The sequence below is a fragment of the Streptacidiphilus jeojiensis genome (assembly GCF_042510965.1).
GTDB lineage: Bacteria > Actinomycetota > Actinomycetes > Streptomycetales > Streptomycetaceae > Streptacidiphilus > Streptacidiphilus jeojiensis.
This window is the reverse complement of the sequence record NZ_JBEUKS010000016.1, coordinates 135,257-157,946: the sequence shown is the minus strand read 5'-3', so window position 1 is coordinate 157,946 and position 22,690 is coordinate 135,257. Positions and strand designations below refer to the sequence as shown.

Below are 22,690 nucleotides of genomic sequence, written 5' to 3'. Positions count from 1 at the left end.
GGGAAAAGCGGCTGGTTCAGGCCGGTCGTTGGAGCACCATCATTGACCGGTCCGCCAGGTGCAGGCCGTCCCCGGCGCGGACCTTCTGGCCGGTGCCGGGGGCGATCACCCAGGGCAGCGCGGTGTCGACGACGACCTGCCACTCCCGGCCGTGGTTGATCGGGACGGTGAAGTCGATGCCCTTGTCGCCGGCGTTGAAGAGCAGCAGGAAGGAGTCGTCGGTGATCTTGCCGCCGCGCCGGTCCGGCTCGGAGATGGCGTAGCCGTTGAGGAAGACGGTCAGCGACTTGGCGTAGGAGGCGGACCAGTCCTTGTCGGTCATCTCCTCGCCGCCGGGGGTGAACCAGGCGATGTCGGTGAGGTCGTCGTGGGTGCCGGAGACCGGGCGGCCGTGGAAGAAGCGGCGCCGGCGGAAGACCGGGTGGTCCCGGCGCAGCCAGACCATGTGCCGGGTGAACTCCAGCAGCTGGGCCGAGGTGTCCTCAAAGGACGGGGTCTCCTCGCCCGGCGGCTCCTCCTCGGGGGAGGTCGGCATCCGGCTGGGGCCGATGGCGGCCTCGGGCCACTGCACCCAGGAGATCTCGCTGTCCTGGCAGTAGGCGTTGTTGTTGCCGCCCTGGGTGCGTCCGAACTCGTCGCCGTGCGAGAGCATCGGCACGCCCTGGGAGAGCATCAGGGTGGCGATGAAGTTGCGCTGCTGACGGCCTCTCAGCGCGAGCACCCCGGCGTCGTCGGTCTCGCCCTCGGCGCCGCAGTTCCAGGAGCGGTTGAAGCTCTCGCCGTCCCGGTTGTCCTCGTGGTTGGCCTCGTTGTGCTTGTTGTTGTAGGAGACCAGGTCGCGCAGGGTGAAGCCGTCGTGGCAGGTGACGAAGTTGATGGAGGCGATGGGGCGGCGGCCGTCGTCCTGGTAGAGGTCGGAGGAGCCGGTCAGCCGGGAGGCGAACTCGGCCAGCGCCGCGTTCTCCCCGCGCCACAGGTCCCGGACGGTGTCGCGGTACTGGCCGTTCCACTCGGTCCACAGCGGCGGGAAGTTGCCGACCTGGTAGCCGCCCTCGCCGATGTCCCAGGGCTCGGCGATCAGCTTGGCCTGGGAGACGATCGGGTCCTGCTGGACCAGGTCGAAGAACGAGGAAAGCCGGTCCACCTCGTGGAACTGTCGGGCCAGGGTCGCCGCGAGGTCGAAGCGGAAGCCGTCGACGTGCATCTCGGTGACCCAGTAGCGCAGCGAGTCCATGATCAGCTGGAGCACGTGCGGATGCCGCATCAGCAGGCTGTTGCCGGTGCCGGTGGTGTCCTCGTAGTAGCGGCGGTCCTCGGCGAGCCGGTAGTAGGCGGCGTTGTCCAGACCGCGGAAGGCCAGGGTCGGGCCCAGGTGGTTGCCCTCGGCGGTGTGGTTGTAGACCACGTCCAGGATGACCTCGATGCCGGCCGCGTGCAGGGCCTTCACCATGGACTTGAACTCCTGCACCTGCTGGCCGCGGTCCCCGAGCGAGGAGTAGGCGCCCTGCGGGGCGAAGAAGCCGATGGTGTTGTAGCCCCAGTAGTTGGCCAGCCCCAGGTCCACCAGCCGGTGGTCGTGGACGAACTGGTGCACCGGCATCAGTTCGATGGCGGTGATGCCCAGCTTCACCAGGTGCTCCACCACGGCCGGATGCGCTATTCCGGCGTAGGTGCCCCTGATCTCCTCGGGGATGCCGGGGTGCAGGAAGGTCAGGCCCTTGACGTGGGCCTCGTAGATGACGGTGCGGTGGTAGTCGGTGCGCGGCGGCCGGTCGTTGCCCCAGTCGAAGAACGGGTTCACCACCACCGAGGCCATGGTGTGCGGGGCGGAGTCCAGGTCGTTGCGCTGCTCCGGCGAGCCGAAGTGGTAGCCGTAGACCGACTCGTCCCAGTCGACCCGGCCGCTCATCGCCTTGGCGTAGGGGTCCAGCAACAGCTTGGAGCCGTTGCAGCGGTCCCCGTTGCGCGGTTCGTAGGGTCCGTGCACCCGGAAGCCGTAGCGCTGCCCTGGCTGGACGCCGGGGAGGTAGGCGTGCCGGACGAAGGCGTCGGTCTCCCGCAGCTCGACCGAGGTCTCCGAGCCGTCGTCCCCCAGCAGGCACAGCTCGACCCGCTCGGCGACCTCGGAGAACACGGCGAAGTTGGTCCCGGCGCCGTCGTAGGTGGCACCCAGGGGGTACGGATGTCCCGGCCAGACCTGCATCGTCGTCAACAACTCCCACTAGTGCCCGCGCCGACCCCGGCAGAGAAGATCGGCAACCGTCAGGTGCCCTATGCCCAGGGAAGGGCTCCGTCATGTCCACTCGCATCGTGTCGCAGCGCGTGCCCGCTCATGGCGGTTTCCCGGGTACTTCGCCCGAACGGGTGTCCCAGTGGCCCACGGTGACGGTGTGGCAGCAGTGTCGAAGTGGGCGCTGAATCCGGGTCGGCCACAGTACCCTTGATCGTCCGGAGTCACCCGGACGGGCTACTGCGGGCGCTCCGGCGCGGTACGTTGTCGGCGACGGTTCGGCGACTGCCCGGCAGCGCTGCGGTTGACGTCGTGTGCCCGCTGCGTTCAGCGGGGTCGAAAGGAACGGTGAGGTCCGGGATGGTCGTCCCCGACGGGGGTGCCGCAGGAGGCACGGCGCGGGGAGAGGCCCCGACCACGGTCGTCCGAGGCGGCCCGGGGCGGACCGTACCGCACCAGCCGGGGCCGATGGAGCCGTCGCTGGCCTGGCCCGCCGCCGCCTGGGACGAGGCCAGGCTGCGGGTCCGCAGGGCCGGCCGCGCCTACGTCTGGCTGAACCTGGTCGAGCAGCGGCTGCGCTCGGTGGTCGCCGAGGTGCTGCGCCCGGTCTACGAGCCGGTGCACGGCGAGGACTGGGTGATCGCCGCCGCCGGACCGGCCGGCGAGGAGTGGGTGCAGCGGGCCGGCGCGGTCCGCGAGGTCAGCCGGCGCAAGGGCTACCTGCTGGACCCGGACGACGACAACCTTGTGGTGTTTCTCACGCTGCCGCAGCTGCGCGAGCTGATGGTGCAGCACTGGCCGTGCTTCGAGCCGTTCCTGAGCGACCGTCGGGAGGTCGAGGTCGCGCTGGACGAGCTGGAGGTCGCCCGGCACGTGGTCTCCCGCAACCGGGCGCTGTCCGAGAACGTGCTGGCCCAGGCCGAGCGGGCGGCCGCCCGGCTGCTGCAGCTGCTGGACGGCCGGGTCGACGCCACCCGGCTGCGGGCCCCGGTGGACGTGGTCGAGGAGCTGGTGGGCGACCGCTACGCCGACGTCATCGGGGTGCACCCGGACCGGGTCAGGCTGCAGCGCGACCTGCCGGTGGAGGACCTGCTGGCCGGGGCCCGCCGGCTGGACGCGGTCGGGATCTCGCTCAACCTGCTGTGCCAGAACTTCACCGGGCGGCGGCTGGTCGGCCTGGCCGACAGCGGCTGCCGGATCCGGCTGCTCTTCCTCAACCCGGCCAGCAGCGCGCTGCGCCGCCGCGAGCGGGAGCTGGGCATCGGGCGCGGCGAGTTGGGCAAGGCCGTGGAGACCAACATCATGCACGTCCGCCGGGTCCGGGCCCGGCTGCGGGACGCCGGCTCCTTCGAGATCCGGGTCTACGACGAGATGCCGCGCTTCTCCGCCTACCTGGTCGACGGGGACGGCCCGGACGGGCTCGGCGTGGTCCAGGCCTACCTGCGGCGCTCGCGCGGGATAGAGTCCCCGGCGCTGGTGCTGCGCGGCGGGACGCCGGGCCCGATCCTCTCCGGACGGCCCCCGGAACCCGGCCTGTTCCAGGTCTACCAGGAGGAGTTCGAGGGCGCCTGGAGCGACTCCCGCTCGGTGTCCTGACCCCCCGTCCTGTTGTCAGTGGTGCGCGGGATGATGGTGACGCACGCGGACGAGAGGACGACACGCCATGAGCTGGCTGCACGACACCCTGGTCGGATTCGACCTGGAGACCACCGGGACCGACCCCGCCGAGTCGCGGATCGTCACCGCCGCGCTGGTGGAGGCCGAGGGCGGCGAGGTGGTGCGCGAGCGGGACTGGCTCGCCGACCCCGGCGTCGCCATCCCGGACGAGGCCGCGGCGATCCACGGGATCGTCACCGACCGCGCCGTGGCCGAGGGCCGTCCGGCGGCCGAGGTCGCCGAGGAGGTCGCGGCCGCGCTGTGCGAGTACTGGCGGGCCGGGGTCCCGGTGGTGGTCTTCAACGCCTCGTTCGACCTCAGCCTGCTCTCCGCCGAGCTGCGCCGGTACGGACTGCCCTCGCTGGAGCAGCGGCTGGGCGGGCGGGCCCCGGGGCCGGTGCTGGACCCGCTGGCGGTGGACCGCGCGGTGGACCGCTACCGCAAGGGTTCGCGCACCCTGCAGAGCGCCTGCGCGGTCTACGGGGTGGAGCTGGCCGACGCGCACCGGGCCGGCAGCGACGCGCTGGCGGCGCTGCACGTGGCGCTGGCGCTGGGCCGGAAGTACCCGCAGGAGGTCGGCGGCCTGGACCCGGCGGAGCTGCACACCCGTCAGGTCGGCTGGTACGCGGCCTGGGCGACGGGGCTTCAGGAGTGGCTGCGGAAGAAGGACCCGCACGCGGTGGTGAACGTCGACTGGCCGACCCGCGCGGCGGTCGGCTGACCCTCTCCCCCCGTGTGGAGAGGGTCAGCCGACCGGGTAATCGGGGCGCTACCGGGGGTATACGCCCGGGCGGCGCGAACGGTTCGTCAGATCAGAAGCCGTCCTGGGTGCTGTAGACGGGAGCGGGGGCCGGTGCGGGGGCGGGGACCTCGCGGCGCGGTTCGGTCGGCTCCGCGGTCGGTTCGCCGTGGCCCAGCTCGGGCAGCCAGCCCAGCCAGCGGGGCAGCCACCAGTTGCGCTCGCCCAGCAGGCTCATCACCGAGGGCAGCAGCACCGCGCGGATCACCGTCGCGTCGATCAGGACGGCCACGGCCAGGCCGATGCCCATCTGCTTCATGGACTGCATGTCCAGGGTGCCGAAGACCGCGAACACCGCCACCATGATCGTCGCCGCGCTGGTGACCACTCCGGCCGTGGTGGTGATGCCGTGGGCGACGGCCGCCCGGGTGGACAGGCCCCGGTCGTGCGCCTCCTTGATCCTGGAGACCACGAACACGTGGTAGTCCATGCTCAGCCCGAACAGGATGACGAAGAGGAACAGCGGGACCCAGGTCTCGATCGCGCCCACGCCCGAGGTGCCCAGCAGCGAGGCGCCCACTCCGTGCTGGAAGACCAGCGTCAGCGCCCCGTAGGAGGCGGCGACCGAGAGCAGGTTGAGCGCCAGCGCGGTCAGCGCCACGGTGACCGAGCGGAAGGAGAGCAGCATCAGCAGGAAGGCGAAGCCCATCACGAAGGCGAACACGGGCAGCAGGCTGCCGGTCATCTGCGCGTTGAAGTCCTCGGAGCCGGCCGTCTGACCGGTGACCGCGGCCTCGGTGCCGGCGACCTTGCCGAAGGTGTCCGGGACCAGCGTGCCGCGCAGTGCGGCGAGGGCGTCGCTGCTGGTCCTGTCGTTGCCGCTGCCGGCCATCGGCACGTCGACGGTCTCGATCCCCTGGGCCGGGTGGCGGGTGACCGTGATCGGGTCGTGCAGCAGTCCGGTGGCCACGGCGCGGGACTTGAAGTCGGCCAGGGCGGTGGCCATCGCGGGCGAGTCCAGCCGGTCGGACTTGATCACCACGGTGGCCTGGTTGGGGTTGCCGGGGAAGGCGGCGGCGATCTTCTGCTGGGTGGCCACCAGCGGGTTGCCCTTGGGCAGTTGCTGGGCGAAGGTCAGGTTGGCGGTGTGCATGGTGAGCAGCGGCACGGCCAGGGCCAGCAGGAAGGCGGTGGCCAGGCCGGCCGAGACCAGCGGGCGGCGCAGCACCCGGCCGAGCACGGCCCGCCAGAAGGCGCTGCCAGCCTCGGCGCCGGCGCCGGCGGTGGAGCGCATCATCCGACGGCCCAGGAACGGCACCCGTCCCTTCATCACCCGGTCACCCAGCATCGACAGCAGCGCCGGGAGGACGGTGACCGAACCCAGCACCGCGGTGATCACGACCAGGATGGTGGCCATGCCCATGGCCTGGAAGTCGGCGATGCCGGTGAGGAACATCCCGGCCATGGCGACGACCACGGTGAGCCCGGAGACCATGACGGCCCGTCCGGAGGTGGCCGCGGCGATCTTCAGCGCGGCCTCGGGGGAGTGGCCCTTGGCCCGCTCCTCGCGCTCGCGGCGCAGGTAGAAGAGGCAGTAGTCGACGCCGACGGCCAGCCCCACCAGCAGCATCACCGAGGAGGCGTCGTCGCTGGTGTGCAGCAGATGGCTGCTCAGCGCGACCAGCCCGCCGGCCGCGATGAAGGCGGTGAGGGCGAGCAGCACCGGCAGTACGGCGGCGACCAGCGCGCCGAAGGCGATCAGCAGGATGCCCAGGGCCAGCGGCACGGCCGTCCACTCGGCGCGGCTGAAGTCGTGGCTGAAGGCGTCCTGGAACCACTTGTCGGCGCTGGCGTCGCCGAACTCCTGGACGGTCAGGTCGGTGTGGCGGGCCTGGACGCCGGCGACGGCGGCCAGCACCGGGGCGACCCGGTCGGCGGCGGTGTCCGGGTCGCCGGCCATGGTGACCACGACCAGCGCCGAGTGGCCGTCGGGGGCCACGGTGCCGTTGGTGTAGGGGGACTTCACGGCCGAGGTCGCGCCGGTGGCCTTGACGGCGGCCATGGTGTCGTCGACGACGGTGCGGAAGCGCGGGTCGGTGGCGGTGAAGGAACCGCTCTGGATCAGCACGGTCTCGGTGGCCGGCGAGTGCAGCCCGGCCGCGGCGATCATCTGGTCGGCCCGGCCGGACTGGCCCAGGGCGTTGTCCTTGTCGGTGGTCTGCAGACTGCCGGCCATTCCGCCGAGGACGGTGGCCAGGACGACGAACAGCAGCCAGCCGAGGACGGCGGTCCTGCGGTGCCGGGCACTCCAGCCGCCGACGGCGGCGGCCAGTCCCAGCCGTCGGGGCGTCTGCGCCCCCGGCTTCGAATTCGTGCGGGCATGCGATGTCACGGTGGTCCCCCAGGGCCGGATGCGGACGGTACGGGCGGGTGCGGAAGCTCATCAACGAAGCTAGTGAGCGGGCTTCCGGCGGGACATCCGGCCAGCGGGCGAGCCTTCCCTGGGTCTGGCACCAGGGTCTCCCGGGGGCTAGCCCTACCCCCGCCCCCCGGTCCCCCTCAGGGTCCGTCTCCGCCCTGAGGGGGAGGGGACTCCACCCGGGGGACGAGGAAACCGCCGGTGGCGGCGGGTGAAGATAGGTCCCGGACATCTAAGGCTTCTGTGAGCTCCGCAGGACCAAGGACCCGACTTGCCGCGCGGCTAGTCGGCTTCCTATGATGCCGACACCACACTTACTTGCCGACCGGCTAGCACTGCCGAACCGATCGCGCTGCCCGTGCACTGTCGCCGGGGCGGAGTGATCCACGCCTTGGAGGCGCACCCAGATGTTTCATCGGATAGGACGCACCGTCGTGCGTCACCCGGTCTGGACGATCGTGGCGTGGATCGTCGCGGCCGTCGTGATCGCCATGACGGCGCCGACGCTGGCGTCCAACAGTGACGAGAGCAGCTTCCTGCCGAAGAGCTACGAGTCCATCCAGGCGATGACGCTCCAGCAGAAGGCCTTCCCGGCGGCCTTCACCCCGGCCGCCGAGGCGCTGTTCCAGCGCACCGACGGCCAGCAGCTGACCGCGGCCGACAAGGCCGAGATCTCCTCGATCACCACGCAGCTGAACAAGGAGACCATCAAGGACGTCCAGGGGGTCTTCCCGGGCGCCTACTCCTCCGACGGCAAGTACGGCCTCAGCCTCGTCAAGATGGACGACAAGAGCAACGGCCAGCCCTCGCAGGCGGACGCGGCCAAGGCGTTGCGCGCCGACCTGGCGACGCTGACCAAGGGCACCGACATCAACGCCAAGCTCGGCGGCTCGGCGGCGCAGGTCCTCGACCAGCAGGACGCGTCCAAGCGCGGTCAGTCGCTGATCGGCATCGGCACCTTCGTGATCATCATCGTGGCGATGATCCTGATCTTCCGTGCGCCGCTGATGGCGATCCTGCCGCTGCTGCTCATCGGCGTGGTCGCGATGGCCGCCAACGGTCTGATCGCCGACATCACCAAGCTGCTCGGGCTGGAGTCCAACTCCTCGGTGTCCGGCATCCTGATCGTGGTGCTGTTCGGTGTGGGCACCGACTACATCCTGTTCCTGATGTTCCGTTACCGAGAGCGGCTGCGGGCGGGTGACGACTCCAAGGAGGCCATGATCACGGCTGTCGGCCGGGTCGGCGAGGCCATCGCCTCCGCCGCCGGCGCGGTCATCATCGCCTTCCTGGCGCTCTCGCTCTCCTCGGTCTCCTTCCTCAAGCAGATGGGCCCGGCGCTGGCCATCTCGGTCGGCGTCACCCTGATCGCCGGTCTGACCCTGGTCCCCGCCGTCTTCTCGCTGATCCCGCCGCGGGTGCTGTTCTGGCCGTCCAAGAAGTGGCAGGTCGAGCCGCAGGGCTCGGCCTTCGCCAAGGTCGGCCGCGGCGTGCAGCGCCGCCCCGCCCTGGTGGCCATCGTCTCCGGCCTGCTGATGGTCGTCCTGGCGCTCGTCGCCACCAGCTACAAGGCCAGCTTCGACTTCGCCTCGGGCTCGATGCCCAAGACCAAGGAGTCGATGGTCGTCCAGGACACCATGACCAAGGCGTACAGCGCCGGCGCCGCCCAGCCCACCCAGATCTACCTGACCTCGGAGAGCGGCGCGCCGCTGGACAAGACCGCGGTGGCCGCCTTCGACCAGAAGATCACCACGGTCCCCGGTGTGAGCACGGTGTCCCCGGCGACCTACAACAAGGACGCCAGCACCGCCAGCATCTCGGTGATCCTCAAGTACGACCCGCAGAGCTCGGCCGCCATGAACACGGTGGACAGCATCCGCTCGGTCGCCCACGCCAACGCACCCAACGGTGACAAGGCGCTGGTCGGCGGTGTCTCGGCGATCTACAAGGACATCAACAAGGCGATCAACCACGACTACCTGGTGGTCTTCCCGGTCGCCGGCATCCTGATCATGCTGATCCTGGGCCTGATGCTGCGCAGCGTGGTCGCGCCCTGGTACCTGATGGCCTCGGTCGGCCTAGGCTTCGCGGCCACCCTGGGCGCCACCGTGCTGATCTTCCAGCACATCCAGAACCAGTCGGGGCTGATGTTCATGCTCCCGGTGTTCATGTACCTGTTCGTGGTGGCCATCGGGACGGACTACAACATCCTGATGATCTCCCGACTGCGCGAGGAGGCCCGCGAGGGCCGCGAGCCGAGGGAGGCGGCCGCGCAGGCGCTGCGCCACGCCGGTCCCACCGTGGCGGCCGCCGGCGCGATCCTGGCCGGGACCTTCGCCAGCATGATGCTGGCCGGGAACACCCTCTTCGCCGAGATGGGCTTCTCGATCAGCTTCGGCATCGTGATCGCGGCCTTCGTCATGGCGATGTTCTTCACCCCGTCGCTGACCGCGCTGATCGGGCACGCCGCCTGGTGGCCCGGCCGCGCCGACCGTCGGACCGCCGGACCCGGCGAGAGCCTCGTGGTGGCGGGCAACGTCCCGGCGTCGCTGGACGAGAGCGACGACGTGGACTCCGCCTCGCGGAGGTAGCTCCCCGGTCGGGGCGTTGGACAGCACACGCAGGTGAGGGCCGTCGTACTTCGGTACGGCGGCCCTCACCTGTTGCGGTTCGGACCCGTCCGGACATGTAGAGGTGACGCCTTCTGAGAGGACACCCATGGCGATCCGCACCGAAGCCGAGTACGAGGCGATGTACCGGGAGCACTACCCCGATGTGCTGAGGTTCGTCGCCCGCAGGGCCGAGCCCGCGCAGGCCGACGACATCGTCGGGGAGACCTTCCTGACGGCCTGGCGCAAGCGCGGCGAACTGCCGGCCGAGGTGCGGCCCTGGCTCTTCGCGACGGCCCGGAACGCGATGCTCAACGCCGGACGCGGCCGCCGCCGGCGGCAGGCACTGGCGGTGCGGATAGCCGAACGGCCGGACCCCGGCCATGATCCGGCTCCGCACGTCGACGCCCGGCTGGATCTCGCCGACGCCTGGCGCCGGCTCTCTGCGGGCGATCAGGAGGCGCTGGCCCTGGTGGTCTGGGACGGGCTGAGCGATGTCCAGGCCGCCGACGTGCTCGGCTGCTCACCCTCGGCGTTCCGGATGCGGCTGTCCCGGGCCCGGGCGCGGCTGCGGGAACTGCTGCAACTCACGGCCCCGGCCGTCCCGTTCGTCCCGGCCCAGCGCGGTGCCCGATGAGGCGCCGCAAGGACCGCAGTGCTGCCGCCGTCTCCCCTGCCGCAGTCGCCCCTGCCACCGAGAACGGAAACCCGATGACCGAGAACCTCGACCTGGACCTGCTGCTCTCCGGACACGACCCGGCCCCGGCCCGGGAGCTCACCCTGGCGGAGGCCGCCCGCTGCGAGGCGCTGCTGCAGAGCATCCGGACCGAGGGGCACGACCCCCGGACCGTTCCGGCCCCGAGGCGTCGCCGGCGGACCGGTCGGATCCTGCTGGCCACCGGTCTGGTGACGGCGGCCGCGGCCTGCGCGGCCGTGGTGGTCGCCCCCACCGCGGTCCAGCGCGTCCGCGACCTGATCTCCTACGGCAGCCCGCACGCCCCCATGTTCACCTCGGCCGAGCTGGCCTCCTGGACCAGCGACGCCGCTCCCGCGACGGCGGACGGCTCGGGGGCGAAGTGGTGCGATCGCGCCCTCCAGGACGCCCCGGGCAACGGCAGCCCGCAGACCGTGACCGTCGCCGACCTGCGCGGATCGATCGCCAGCGAGATCGTCTCACGGGCCGGGAACGTGTTCCTGTGCATGGCCGGCTCCGGCGGCCAGGGCTTCTGGGACACCCTGGACCCGGTTCCGGCGAAGCTGGCCGACCGGGCCGTCCTGATCGACACCGGCGGCGCCCACGGCGTGGGCAAGGGTAAGGCGGGATTCGGCTACAGCACCGGATTCGCAGGCAACGGCGTCCGCAGCGTGACGGTGAACTCGGGCGGTCACCGGACCACGGCGCACATCCAGAACAACCGCTGGACCGCCTGGTGGCCGGTCGCGGACATGTGGGCCACCCCGGGAGGCGACACCGTCACCGTCAGCTACACCGACGGCTCGGTCCGGACCTTCCCCGACTCGGACCTCTACGTCACCCGGTAGTGCCCTGGCCGTCGTGCCGGTCGTCCAGGATGTCCGCCATCGCGTCGGACAGCGCCTCCAGCGCGGTGACCGCCTCGGCCAGCCGTTGCGGGCCGAGGCGGTCGACCAGTTGCCGGGCCAGCTTGCCGTGGGCCGGTCCGATGGCGTGCACGGCGGAGCGGCCCGCCTCGGTGGCCAGGATCAGCTTGGCCCGGCGGTGCGCCGGGTTGGGCCGGTACTCGGCCAGGCCCTGTTCCACCAGCAGGTCCGCCAGCCGCTGGACGCTCTGCCGGGTGATGCCCATCGCCCTGGCGATGCCGGCCACGGTCAGCGGTTCCACCAGGACGGCGCCCAGCACCTGCCAGCGGGCGGCGGTGAGCCCGATCGGGCGGGACAACTGCTCCGCGGCCTCCAGGAACAGGCCGTTGGCCCGGAACGAGCCCAGCGCGGCGGCCGAGAGCAGGGCGCCGGGGGTGGGCGGTGCGGCCGGGGGCGCGAGGGTGGGCGCGACGGCGGGCGCGGTGTCGGTCATGCGGCGGAGACCAGGCCCATCAGCTCGCCGTAGGCGGCCGATTCGGAGCGGCCGAAGAGCCGGAACCAGGCGTCCAGCACGGCCGGCCGCCAGATGCCCAGCTGTGCGATGACCTCGCGGGCGAAGGCCACCGAATCGGTCGGACCGGCGGTGATCAGGCCGCGGTCGTTGACGGCGTCGGCCTCCTGGTACCGCTTGCCGCCCTGGTAGCCGGTCATCGCCAGGTACTCGGCAGCGGCCCCGGTGTGGTCGCGGTCGTCCAGCAGCCCGGCCGCCGCGAAGCCGAAGACGGCACCGCAGATCGCCGCCACCGGCACACCGGCGTCCAGGAACTGACGTCCCTTCAGCGGGAACTCGGTGTGGTCGCCGGCCTCCCAGCCACCGCCGCCGGGAACGATCAGCATGGCGCTGTCGGCGGGGGCGAGCCCGTCCAGGCCCAGGTCCGGGACGACGGTCACCCCGCCCATGGTGCGGACCGGCTCCCGGTCGACGCCGACGGTGCGGATGTCGTGGGTGGCGCCACCGATCTGGAAGGTTCCGCTCCGGATCTGCGCGACCGCGAGCGCGGCCTCCCAGTCGGCGAGGCCGTCGTAGACGGCGAGATGGACGATCGGTGCGACTGCGCGGGTCTGCTCCGCCTGATTCGTCATGACAGCATTCTGTCACTTCGACAGCATGCTGTCGATAGCTAGTGGGCCGGATGCCCCAGGTACTCCGGCGGCACGGCGTCGGTGAGCCAGACGCCGTTGGCGCTGACCCGGAATCGGTGGCCGTCGGCCGCCATCCGGGCGGCGTCGACGGTGAGGACGACCGGGCGGCCCCGGCGGGCCCCGACCCGGGTGGCGGTCTCCGCGTCGGCGGACAGGTGCACGGCGTGCCGGTTCATCGGACGCAGGCCCTCGCGCCGGATCGCGTCCAGCACCTGCGGATGGGTGCCGTGGAAGAGCCGCGCCGGCGGCTCGGCGTCCTCGTAGCCGAGGTCGACCGGGACGGAGTGGCCCTGGCTGGCCCTGATCCGGGTGCCGGTCGGGTCGAAGGCGAAGCGGCGCTTGTCGTTCTGCTCGACGACGAGGTCGAGCTGCTCCCGGGTCAGCCGGTGGTTGTGCGCCGCGAGAGCACTCAGCAGGACGTCGACCTCGACCCAGCCGGCCGGGTCCAGGGTCAGGCCGATGCGGTCGGGGTCGTGCCGCAGCACCAGCGAGAGGAACTTGGAGGTTCTCACCATTCGCTTGTCGGAAGTGGATTCGGACATGCGGCGAAGGTAGCGGGCGGCTGCGGCCCGGGTCACCTGATTATGGGTCAGGCGGCGAGCGAGGCGCGCCGGGTGGCAGTCCGCAGTGCCTCGTCGTGGCGGCGCAGCAGCAGCCGGGCCAGCTCCGGGGTCGCACCCAGCGGTGCGGCGACGGTGTCGACGCCCGCAGCCGACGCCTCGGCGGCGATGCGGTCCGGGAGCAGGCCGGGGGCCAGCAGGTAGGGGGCGACGGCGATGTCCGTCAGACCGCGGGCGCGCAGCGCGGCGACCGCGTCGGCGACCCGGGGCGGGGCGGCGGAGGCGTGCGCGACCTCGACCGCGCCCCAGCCGCGGGTCCGCTGCCAGTCGGCGGCGACCTCGCGGGTCACCGCGTTGGCGGCCGGGTCGGAGGAGCCTGCGGCGGCCAGGACGACCCCGGTCCGCGCCGAAGGACGTACCCCCGTCTCGGCCAGACGCCGGTCCAGGGCGTCCAGCAGCAGCGGCGAGGGGCCCAGCACCGCGCCCTGACGGACGGTCAGCCCGTGCTGCCGCGACGCGGCCTCGGCCAGCACGGCCGGGATGTCGCTGCGGGCGTGGAAGGCGTGGTTCAGCAGCAGCGGGATCGCGACGACCTGGTCCCGGAACCAGGCGGGTGCCGCGGGTTCACGCGGGGGTGCGACGGGTCGCCCGCCGAGCGACTCCAGCACCTGCGGGATCCGGGGCGCGCAGTGGTCGAGGTAGCCCACCTCGACCGACAGGTCGGGCCGCTGCGCCCGCACCAGCGCCGCCAGGTCGGTGACCGTGGCTGCGTGGCGCGGGTCGCGGCTGCCGTGCGCGACCAGGAGCAGGGTGGAACCGGTGGTCATCGACGGGCCACCAGCAGCCCGCGCGAACGCAGCACCCGACGCTCCATCGGGGCGAAGATCAGCAGCTCGATGCCGATGCCGACGATCAGGATCAGGAGGATGGTGGAGAGCACCCCCGGCATGTCCTGGACCTCGCGGGCGTTCTCCAGCGACTGCCCCAGGCCCAGGCCCAGCGCCGGCGAGCTGGCGATCAGCTCGGCGGCCATCAGCGAGCGCCAGGCGAACGCCCAGCCCTGCTTCAGCCCGGCCAGGTAGCCCGGCAGCGAGGCCGGGAGCAGCACGAACCAGATGCCGCGCAGCCCGGTGGCGCCCAGGGTGCGTCCGGCCCGCAGGTACAGCGGTTGGACCTGGTCCACGCCGGCGACCAGGCCGTTGGCGATGGAGGGGACGGCGCCGAGCAGCACCACGGCGTAGATGGTGGCGTTGCTGAGTCCGAACCAGATGACGGCGGCCGGGACCCAGGCGACCGACGGGATGGACTGCAGCCCGGACAGGATCGGCCCGATGGCCGCCCGGACCGGCTTCACCTTGGCGACCAGCAGGCCCAGCGGCGTGCCGATGACGACCGAGGCCAGGAAGCCCAGGGCGCCGCGGGACAGCGAGGTCCAGATGGTGCCGAGGATGGTGCCCTGCAGCCACTGGTCGTAGAGGCTGTTCCAGACGTCCAGCGGGCTGGGCAGCAGGTCGGGCCGCTTGATGTGGGCCGCGTAGGCGAGCTGCCAGACCAGCAGCACCAGGGCTATCGCGACCAGCGGCGGGACCACCTTGCTGATCAGGATGGAGCGCAGCGGGGTGCGTTCGACGGTCTGGGTCTCCAGGGCGTCGAGGCCGGCGCCCAGCGCGGCGTCGTCGGCGGCCTTGTCGGTGACGTTTCCGGTGACGTTCCCGGCGGCCTCGGGGGCCGCCTCGGTCAGCTGCTCAGTGCTGGACATGGCGGCGGATCTCCCCTCGGAGCTGGTCGGTGATCTCGACGGAGAGGTCCGCGACCGCGGCATCCTCGATACGGCGCGGCTGCGGCAGGTCGATCCGCCACTCGCGGGCGATCCGTCCGGGCCGCGAGGACAGCAGGACCACCCGCTGGGCCAGCCGGACGGCCTCGCGGACGTTGTGGGTGACGAAGACGACCGAGACGGCCGTCTCGGCCCAGATCCGGGTGAGCTCCTCGTGCAGCACGTCGCGGGTGATGGCGTCGAGGGCGGCGAAGGGCTCGTCCATCAGCAGCACCTTGGCGTCCTGGGCGAGCGCGCGGGCCAGGGCGACGCGCTGGCGCATGCCGCCGGAGAGCTCGTGCACCCGCTTGCGGTGGGCGCCGCCGAGGCGGACCAGCTCCAGCAGCCGCTCGGCCTCGGGGCGGCGCTCGGCGCGCGGCAGGCCGCGCAGCCGCAGCGCCAGCTCGATGTTCTGCCCGGCGGTCAGCCAGGGGAACAGCGCGTGCTCCTGGAACATCAGCGCGGCGCGGCCGCCGGGGACCTCGATGGTGCCGCTGCTGGGCCGGTCCAGCCCGGCGACCAGGTTGAGCAGGGTCGACTTGCCGCAGCCGGAGGCGCCCAGGAGGCAGACGAACTCGCCGGGGGCGACGCTGAGGGTGATGTCGTCGAGCACGGGGTGTTCTGCGCCGGGACGGCCGAACGACTTGCTGACGTGGTCGAGCGTCACGGCGGGCGGTTCCGTGGCGAGGGCGGGGCCGGGCAGTTGGTCGGTGACTACCGAAGCCATTCGGTCACCTCCTGGAACGGTGCGGGAAAAGGGACGTGGTGCGGACGGGGTGGGGCCGGGGCCCGTCCCGCAGGCATCGACATGGATGCGGGACGGGCCCCGGAGCGTGTCACTGCGTGCCGGTCACTGGGTGCCGAGCCCTGCCGCGGAGACGGTCGGCTGCCCCGCTGCGGTGAGGACCTTGTTGAGCAGCGTCAGGTCGTAGATGCCGGTCAGGTCGGGCTTGGCCAGCAGACCCGCGGTGACCGCGTGCTGGGCCTCGGTCTGCAGCGAGGAGGCCAGCGGGTCGTTGGTGACCGCCAGTTCGGACCAGGCGGCGTCCAGCACCGAGGTCGACAGGGCCTTCTTGGTGAGCGTCTTCAGCGCGGCGTTGGCGTCGGTCTTGGCCTCGGCCGGGTTGGCGGTGATCCAGGCGTTGGTGTCCACGGACGCCTTGAGCACGGCCTGGACCACGTCGGGGTGCGCCTTCAGGAAGGTCTGCGAGACGATCACGTTGGTGGACACGAACTTGCCGTCCGGCCACAGGCTCTTCTCGTCGACCAGGATCTTCGCGCCCTCGGCCACCAGCTTGGAGGCGGTGGGCTCGGGCACCCAGGCGCCGTCGATGGCACCGGTCTGGTAGGCGGTCGGGGTGAGCGAGTTGTCGGTGCGGACCACCGAGACGTCGCCCTTGCCGGACTTGGCGTCCACCTTGAAGCCCTTGGTGGAGAGGAAGTTGAGCAGCGCCACGTCCTGGGTGTTGGCCAGCTGCGGGGTGGCGATCTTCTTGCCCTTGAGGTCCGCGATGCTCTTGATCTTCGCGGGGTTGACCACCAGCTCCGCACCACCGGTGGTGGCACCGGAGATGATCTTCAGCGCCGCGCCGTTGGACTTCACATAGCCGTTGATGGACGGGGAGGGGCCGATCCAGGCGATGTCGATGGCGCCGGAGTTCAGTGCCTCGATCTCGGAGGGGCCGGCGTTGAAGATCTGGGTCTTGATGGTGGTCGAGCCCAGGTCCTTCTGGAACTGCCCGTTCTGGATCCCGATCAGCGGCGTCGCGTGGGTCAGGTTGGCGAAGTAGCCGATGTGGACGGTGTCCGCCGAGAGCTTGGCGCCGGTGGCGGAACCGGAGGCGGCGGCCGAGGTGGCTCCGGACGTGGAGTCCGACTTGGAACCGTAGCCGCAGGCGCTGAGCAGACCGACGACGGCCAGACCGGCGCCGGCCGCGGCGAGTGAACGTCTGGTGCGGGTGCGGGAGAGAGCAGACATGGAGGGGTCCTTAACGATGGTCGGCAGGAAGGAACAGGAGGTGTGACGGAGCGTCAACAGCCCGTGCCGCGACAGTCGGCTATGCCGCCCTGTCCCGCACCGAGCGCGCCGCTGCCGACCCGCCCGCCTTCCTTCGCCATGCGGGAGAAAGCCTCGCCGCCCATCGTGTGCTTCCCTTCCTCGGTTGTGCCGGTCAGAACGCTTCGCCGACCATGCCGGCGGTCAGCGTGGTGCCGTCGGCCTGGTCGATCAGCAGGAACGATCCGGTGTGCCGGTTCACCGCGTAGCGGTCCAGCGCCAGGGGTTCGGCGGTGCGCAGCACCACCTGGCCGATGTCGTTGACCTGGAGGCTCTCCGGCTGGGGGACCCGGTCCAGGGTGTCGATGTCGATCCGGTAGGGCAGCTCCTTGACGATCGCGCGGACCGTGCGGGTGGTGTGTTTGAGCAGCACCCGGTCGCCGACCCGCAGCGGCCGCTCGTGCAGGTGCGAGACGGTCGCCAGCACGTCCTGGGTCGGCTCGGGGGCCGCCCCGGCCGCGATCAGGTCGCCCCGGGAGACGTCGATGTCGTCGGCCAGACGGACCGTCACCGACTGCGGGGCCCAGGCGATGTCGGTCTGCTTGCCGAGCACGTCGATCCCGGCCACGGTGGTGGTCAGCCCGGACGGCAGCACCGTCACCGGGTCGCCGGCCCGGAGCACCCCGGAGGCCAGCTGGCCGGCGTAGCCGCGGTAGTCCAGGTGCTCGGCGCTCTGCGGGCGGATGACGTACTGGACCGGGAAGCGGGCCGGCTCGTCCGAGGGGTCGGAGCCGACCGGCACCGTCTCCAGGTGCTCCAGCAGGGTCGGGCCGCCGTACCAGTCCATGTGCGCGGAGGGCTCGACCACGTTGTCCCCGGCCAGCGCCGAGATCGGGATCGCGGTCACGTCCGGGACGCCGAGCGAGGCGGCGTAGGCGTTGAACTCCTCGGCGATGGCCGCGAAGACCGGCTCCGCGTAGTCGACCAGGTCCATCTTGTTGACGGCCAGCACGACGTGCGGGACCCGCAGCAGCGCGGCGACCGCGGCGTGCCGGCGGGTCTGCTGGACCACGCCGTTGCGGGCGTCGACCAGGACCACGGCCAGCTCGGCGGTGGAGGCGCCGGTGACCATGTTGCGGGTGTACTGAACGTGGCCCGGGGTGTCGGCCAGGATGAAGCGGCGCCGGGCGGTGGCGAAGTAGCGGTAGGCCACGTCGATGGTGATGCCCTGCTCGCGCTCGGCGCGCAGCCCGTCGGTCAGCAGCGCCAGGTCAGGAGCCTCCTGGCCGCGGTTCTGGGAGGCGGTGGTGACCGCCTCCAACTGGTCGGTGAGGATCGACTTGGAGTCGTGGAGCAGCCGGCCGACCAGGGTCGACTTGCCGTCGTCGACGGAGCCCGCGGTGGCGAAGCGCAGCAACGCGGTCGCCGTCCCGGACTCCAACGCGGGGGTGGGCTGGTGCAGTTCGGTGCTCATGCTTAGAAGTACCCCTCGCGCTTGCGGTCTTCCATGGCGGCCTCGGACACCTTGTCGTCGGCCCGGGTGGCCCCGCGTTCGGTCAGGCGGCTGGCGGCGACCTCGGTGACCACGTCGGCGACGGTCGTCGCGTCGGAGTCGACGGCGCCGGTGCAGGACATGTCGCCGACGGTGCGGTACCGCACCAGGCGCCGCTCGACGATCTCGCCGGCCTTGGGGCCGCCCCACTCGCCGGCGGTCAGCCACATGCCGCTGCGCTGGAAGACCTCGCGCTCGTGCGCGTAGTAGATGGCCGGGAGTTCGATGTTCTCCCGCTCGATGTACTGCCAGACGTCCAGCTCGGTCCAGTTGGAGAGCGGGAAGACCCGGACGTGCTCGCCGGGGGAGTGCCGGCCGTTGTAGAGCGACCACAGCTCGGGGCGCTGGCGGCGCGGGTCCCAGGCGCCGAACTCGTCGCGGAGCGAGAACACCCGCTCCTTGGCGCGGGCCTTCTCCTCGTCGCGGCGGCCACCGCCGAAGACCGCGTCGAAGCGGCCCTTCTCGATGCCGTCCAGCAGCGGCACGGTCTGCAGCGGGTTGCGCAGCCCGTCCGGGCGCTCGCGCAGCCGGCCGTCGTCGATGAAGTCCTGGACCCTGGCGACGTGCAGCCGCAGGCCGTGCTCGGCCACCGTGCGGTCGCGGTACTCCAGCACCTCGGGGAAGTTGTGGCCGGTGTCCACGTGCAGCAGCGCGAAGGGGACCTGGGCCGGCCAGAAGGCCTTGAGCGCCAGGTGCAGCATGACGATGGAGTCCTTGCCGCCGGAGAAGAGGATCACCGGGCGCTCGAACTCGCCGGCCACCTCGCGGAAGATGTGGACGGCCTCGGCCTCCAGCGCGTCCAGGTGCGACAGCGCGTAGGGCCGGCGTTGATTGTTATGGCCGTAGGACTCGGAGGTCAGGATGTCGGCAGCGGTCGTCACGCCAGTCCCCTCTCGGTGAGCAGTGCGTGCAGGGCGGCGGCCGAGTCGGCCACCGGCTGGGTGTGCGCCTGGATGCGCAGGTCGGGTGCGGTGGGGGCCTCGTAGGGGTCGTCCACCCCGGTGAGGCCGGAGATCTCGCCCGCCGCCTGCTTGGCGTACAGGCCCTTGACGTCGCGCTCGGAGCAGACCTCGACCGGCGTGGCGACGTGCACCTCCAGGTACGGCGTCCCCTGCTCGGCGTGGCGGGCGGCGACGGCGGCGCGGGAGGCGGCGTAGGGGGCGATCACCGGCGCCAGCACCTTGACGCCGTTGGAGGCCAGCAGTTCGGCGACGAAGCCGATCCGCTGGATGTTGGTGTCGCGGTCCTCGGGGCTGAAGCCGAGTCCGGCCGAGAGGAAGGTGCGGATCTCGTCGCCGTCCAGGATCTCCACCCGGTGGCCCTCGGCGCGCAACCGGTCCGCGAGCGCCAGCGCGATGGTGGTCTTCCCGGCGCTGGGCAGGCCGGTCAGCCACACGGTGGCGCCGGCTGCGGCCACGGCGGCCGCCGGGGCGGTCGCTGCGTCGACGGTGGTGGTCATCGGTTTCTGCTCCAAGCTGGTTCGGGTGGTGCTGTGGGGGCGTCAAGGGCGCACGGGGTAAGAGTGCTACAGGAGTCTGAGAGCTTCCTGACCTACAGGTGAATGCCGCACTCGGTCTTGCCGGCTCCGGACCAGCGGCCCGAACGAGCGTCCTCACCTGCGAGGATGCGCCGGGTGCAGGACTCCGGGGAGCAGCCGATGGACGCGTAGCCGTCGCTGAGCAACAGGTTCAGCAGGATGCCGTGCTCGGCGACGTAGGCGTCCACGTCGTCCTGGGTCCAGCGGGCGATCGGGGCGATCTTGACCTTCTGCCGCTTGGCGTCGTAGCCGACGATCGGGGTGTTCGCCCGGGTCGGCGACTCGTCGCGGCGCAGCCCGGTCGCCCAGGCGTCGTAGCCGGCCAGGCCGCGGTTGAGCGGCTCGACCTTGCGCAGCGAGCAGCAGAGGTCCGGGTCGCGGTCGTGCAGCCGCGGCCCGTACTCGGCGTCCTGCTCGGCCACGGTCTGACGGGGGGTGAGGGTGATCACATTGACCGGGTAGACCTCCGCGACGGCGTCGCGGGTGCCCAGGGTCTCCGGGAAGTGGTAGCCGGTGTCCAGGAAGATCACGTCCACCCCGGGCAGGGCGGTCGAGGCCAGGTGGGCGACGACCGCGTCCTCCATGGACGAGGTGACGGCGAAGCGGCGGCCGAAGGTCTCGGCGGCCCAGCGCATGATCTCCTGGGCGGAGGCGTTCTCCAGGTCCTGGTTCGCCTGCTCGGCGAGGGCCTGCAACTGCTCGGGCGTCCTGGTCGGTATGTCAGTCTCTGTTGCCATCTGACGGTCCCCCAGATGTGGATGAATGCGGTGAAAGCAGGCCAAGGAACTTCAGCGAGAACGCCCGACAACAGCTCGCGCATTCCCAACTCCCGTGCCCCCCTTCCTCGCTGGGGCGCAGGTCCTCGTCCCCGCAGTACGGGCAGTAGAACGGTGCGGCTCGCTCACTCATGTGCCCTCCTCGCTGCGCTCGTCCGTCACTTCGTGAGCCTGCACGCCGAACATTTGTGATCTCGCTGCGCGCTCGATCACTTGAGGGCCCCTTCGTCGGCGCGCAGCGCCCACTCGGCGAAGCGCTCGTCGTCGGTGCGCTCCTCCTCGAAGCGGCGCAGGACGCGCTCGATGTAGTCGGGGAGTTCGGCGGCGGTGACCTTCAGGCCGCGCAGCTTGCGGCCGAAGCCGGCCTCGAAGCCCAGGCTGCCGCCCAGGTGCACCTGGAAGCCCTCGACCTGCTCGCCCTCGGCGTTGAGGACCAGCTGGCCCTTGAGCCCGAAGTCGCCGGTCTGGATCCGGGCGCAGGCGTTGGGGCAGCCGTTGATGTTGATGCTGATCGGCTGGTCGAAGTCGGGCAGGCGCTTCTCCAGGTCGGAGATCAGGTCGTGGCCGCGGCCCTTGGTCTCGACGATCGCCAGTTTGCAGAACTCGATGCCGGTGCAGGCGATGGTGCCGCGCCGGAAGGAGGACGGACGGACCTGGAAGTCCAGCGCGTCCAGGGCCGCGACCAGCGGCTCGACCTGGTCCGGCGCCACGTCCAGGATGATCATCTTCTGCTCGACCGTGGTCCGCAGCCGGTCCGAGCCGTGGGCGGCGGCGACGTCGGCGATCTTCGCCAGGGTCGGGCCGTCGATGCGGCCGACCCTGGGGGCGAAGCCGACGTAGAAGTTGCCGTCCTGCTGCGGGTGGACGCCGACGTGGTCGCGCCAGCGGGTGCTGGGCTCGGCCGGGGCCGGGCCGTCGATCAGCTTGGTCTTGAGGTAGTCGTCCTCGAGGATCTGCCGGAACTTCTCCGGGCCCCAGTCGGCCATCAGGAACTTCAGCCGGGCGCGGGTGCGCAGCCGGCGGTAGCCGTAGTCGCGGAAGATGCCGACCACGCCGGCCCAGACGTCCGGGACCTGCTCCAGCGGGACCCAGGCGCCCAGGCGCTCGGCCAGCCGGGGGTTGGTGGACAGTCCGCCGCCGACCCAGACGTCGAACCCGGGTCCGTGCTCGGGGTGGACCACGCCGACGAAGGCGATGTCGTTGATCTCGTGCACCACGTCCTGGACCGGCGATCCGGAGATCGCGGTCTTGAACTTGCGCGGGAGGTTGGAGAACTCCTTGTCGCCGATGTAGCGCTCATGGATCTCGTCCACGGCCCAGCTGCCGTCGATGATCTCGTCCTCGGCGATGCCGGCCACCGGCGAGCCGATGATCACGCGCGGGCAGTCGCCGCAGGCCTCGGTGGTGGACAGGCCCACGGCCTCCAGCTTCTGCCAGATCGCCGGGACGTCCTCGATCCGGATCCAGTGCAGCTGGATGTTCTGCCGGTCGGTGATGTCGGCGGTGCCGCGGGCGTAGGTCTCGGAGACCTCGCCGATGGCGCGCAGCTGAGCGGTGGTCAGCCGGCCGCCGTCGATGCGGACCCGCAGCATGAAGTGCTCGTCGTCCAGCTCGTGCGGCTCCAGGATGGCGGTCTTGCCGCCGTCGATGCCGGCCTTGCGCTGGGTGTAGAGGCCCCACCAGCGCATCCGGCCGCGCAGGTCGGCAGGGTCGATGGAGTCGAAGCCGCGCTGGGAGTAGATCGTCTCAATGCGTGTCCGCACATTGAGACCGTCGTCGTCCTTCTTGAACTGCTCGTTGGCGTTCAGCGGAGTGAAGTGACCCATGGCCCACTGGCCCTCACCGCGGTGGCGGGTCACCTTGCGGGTGGCCGCCGGGCGGCGCGCGGCGGCGTCGTCGGGGGTGGGGGTGGAGGCCATGGTGCAGTCCTTCGGCAGAGTGGCGGGGGCCTGGCGGAGCGGTCTCGGATCCCGGTCTGCACGGCGCCGTTGAGCTGCACGGATGTACTCACTCGTGCGGGTGGCGGATGCGGTGGAA

At 71.4% G+C, this 22,690-nt stretch carries 20 protein-coding genes; 5 read left to right on the top strand and 15 right to left on the bottom strand.

Features of this window, described 5'->3' with window-relative positions:
* Positions 1 to 16: 16 nt before the first annotated feature.
* Positions 17 to 2,203, bottom strand: a complete 2,187-nt coding sequence (gene glgX / locus ABUW04_RS34285) for a glycogen debranching protein GlgX (protein WP_030248214.1) — start codon at positions 2,201 to 2,203, stop codon at positions 17 to 19.
* 387 nt (positions 2,204 to 2,590) lie between these two features.
* Between glgX and ABUW04_RS34280 the strand changes: the two genes are divergently transcribed.
* Both ABUW04_RS34280 and ABUW04_RS34275 read left to right on the top strand, forming a co-directional pair.
* Positions 2,591 to 3,826, top strand: a complete 1,236-nt coding sequence (locus tag ABUW04_RS34280) for an SAV2148 family HEPN domain-containing protein (protein WP_157623499.1) — start codon at positions 2,591 to 2,593, stop codon at positions 3,824 to 3,826.
* A gap of 67 nt (positions 3,827 to 3,893) precedes the next feature.
* Entirely contained in the window at positions 3,894 to 4,607 is a 714-nt protein-coding gene (locus tag ABUW04_RS34275; protein ID WP_380568332.1) for an exonuclease domain-containing protein, read from the top strand.
* A 91-nt stretch (positions 4,608 to 4,698) separates the two neighbouring features.
* Here the strand turns inward: ABUW04_RS34275 and ABUW04_RS34270 are convergent, their stop codons facing one another.
* Complete coding sequence (locus ABUW04_RS34270) at positions 4,699 to 7,017, bottom strand: MMPL family transporter (RefSeq protein ID WP_380568331.1); 2,319 nt, start codon at positions 7,015 to 7,017, stop codon at positions 4,699 to 4,701.
* Positions 7,018 to 7,451: 434 nt separating this feature from the next.
* On the opposite strand from ABUW04_RS34270, the gene ABUW04_RS34265 reads away from it, so the two are divergent.
* The 3 genes from ABUW04_RS34265 to ABUW04_RS34255 all read left to right on the top strand — a co-directional run bounded on the left by ABUW04_RS34265 (position 7,452) and on the right by ABUW04_RS34255 (position 11,195).
* Positions 7,452 to 9,635 (top strand): MMPL family transporter, encoded by a 2,184-nt coding sequence (locus tag ABUW04_RS34265; protein ID WP_380568329.1) that lies wholly within the window; start codon positions 7,452 to 7,454, stop codon positions 9,633 to 9,635.
* Positions 9,636 to 9,762: 127 nt separating this feature from the next.
* Entirely contained in the window at positions 9,763 to 10,290 is a 528-nt protein-coding gene (locus ABUW04_RS34260; protein ID WP_030248207.1) for an RNA polymerase sigma factor, read from the top strand.
* 74 nt (positions 10,291 to 10,364) lie between these two features.
* Positions 10,365 to 11,195 (top strand): hypothetical protein, encoded by an 831-nt coding sequence (locus tag ABUW04_RS34255; protein ID WP_380568328.1) that lies wholly within the window; start codon positions 10,365 to 10,367, stop codon positions 11,193 to 11,195.
* Here ABUW04_RS34255 and ABUW04_RS34250 read toward each other — a convergent pair.
* The 13 genes from ABUW04_RS34250 to ABUW04_RS34190 form a co-directional block, all read right to left on the bottom strand.
* Complete coding sequence (locus ABUW04_RS34250; RefSeq protein ID WP_380568327.1) at positions 11,185 to 11,706, bottom strand: MarR family winged helix-turn-helix transcriptional regulator; 522 nt, start codon at positions 11,704 to 11,706, stop codon at positions 11,185 to 11,187. The genes ABUW04_RS34255 and ABUW04_RS34250 overlap by 11 nt on opposite strands.
* Positions 11,703 to 12,356 (bottom strand): DJ-1/PfpI family protein, encoded by a 654-nt coding sequence (locus tag ABUW04_RS34245; RefSeq protein WP_380568326.1) that lies wholly within the window; start codon positions 12,354 to 12,356, stop codon positions 11,703 to 11,705. Before ABUW04_RS34245 ends, ABUW04_RS34250 begins: the two co-directional genes overlap by 4 nt.
* 38 nt (positions 12,357 to 12,394) lie before the next feature.
* Entirely contained in the window at positions 12,395 to 12,958 is a 564-nt protein-coding gene (locus tag ABUW04_RS34240) for an RNA 2'-phosphotransferase (protein ID WP_380568325.1), read from the bottom strand.
* 47 nt (positions 12,959 to 13,005) lie between these two features.
* Complete coding sequence (locus tag ABUW04_RS34235; protein WP_380568324.1) at positions 13,006 to 13,803, bottom strand: sirohydrochlorin chelatase; 798 nt, start codon at positions 13,801 to 13,803, stop codon at positions 13,006 to 13,008.
* Positions 13,800 to 14,735 (bottom strand): ABC transporter permease, encoded by a 936-nt coding sequence (locus ABUW04_RS34230; protein WP_380568323.1) that lies wholly within the window; start codon positions 14,733 to 14,735, stop codon positions 13,800 to 13,802. Before ABUW04_RS34230 ends, ABUW04_RS34235 begins: the two co-directional genes overlap by 4 nt.
* A complete protein-coding gene (locus tag ABUW04_RS34225; protein WP_030248194.1) occupies positions 14,722 to 15,519 on the bottom strand; it encodes an ABC transporter ATP-binding protein in 798 nt (265 codons plus the stop codon). Before ABUW04_RS34225 ends, ABUW04_RS34230 begins: the two co-directional genes overlap by 14 nt.
* A 123-nt stretch (positions 15,520 to 15,642) precedes the next feature.
* Positions 15,643 to 16,770, bottom strand: a complete 1,128-nt coding sequence (locus ABUW04_RS34220; RefSeq protein ID WP_030248186.1) for an aliphatic sulfonate ABC transporter substrate-binding protein — start codon at positions 16,768 to 16,770, stop codon at positions 15,643 to 15,645.
* A gap of 193 nt (positions 16,771 to 16,963) precedes the next feature.
* Positions 16,964 to 18,262 carry a sulfate adenylyltransferase subunit 1 gene (locus ABUW04_RS34215; protein ID WP_051724730.1) on the bottom strand — a complete coding sequence of 433 codons (1,299 nt, stop codon included), beginning with the start codon at positions 18,260 to 18,262 and terminating at the stop codon, positions 16,964 to 16,966.
* Positions 18,263 to 18,264: 2 nt separating this feature from the next.
* Positions 18,265 to 19,200 carry a sulfate adenylyltransferase subunit CysD gene (gene cysD / locus ABUW04_RS34210; protein ID WP_380568372.1) on the bottom strand — a complete coding sequence of 312 codons (936 nt, stop codon included), beginning with the start codon at positions 19,198 to 19,200 and terminating at the stop codon, positions 18,265 to 18,267.
* Positions 19,201 to 19,217: 17 nt separating this feature from the next.
* The gene (cysC, locus tag ABUW04_RS34205; RefSeq protein ID WP_051724729.1) at positions 19,218 to 19,799 is read right to left on the bottom strand and encodes an adenylyl-sulfate kinase; all 582 of its coding nucleotides are present in this window, start codon (positions 19,797 to 19,799) and stop codon (positions 19,218 to 19,220) included.
* Between the two features lie 92 nt (positions 19,800 to 19,891).
* Positions 19,892 to 20,614, bottom strand: coding sequence for a phosphoadenylyl-sulfate reductase (locus ABUW04_RS34200; protein ID WP_030248178.1), 723 nt, complete (start codon positions 20,612 to 20,614; stop codon positions 19,892 to 19,894).
* On the bottom strand, positions 20,598 to 20,786 hold the full coding sequence (locus tag ABUW04_RS34195) for a hypothetical protein (RefSeq protein ID WP_380568322.1): 189 nt from the start codon (positions 20,784 to 20,786) through the stop codon (positions 20,598 to 20,600). The genes ABUW04_RS34200 and ABUW04_RS34195 overlap by 17 nt, the downstream gene beginning before the upstream one ends.
* Positions 20,787 to 20,862: 76 nt before the next feature.
* On the bottom strand, positions 20,863 to 22,572 hold the full coding sequence (locus tag ABUW04_RS34190; protein WP_030248176.1) for a nitrite/sulfite reductase: 1,710 nt from the start codon (positions 22,570 to 22,572) through the stop codon (positions 20,863 to 20,865).
* Positions 22,573 to 22,690: the final 118 nt, after the last annotated feature.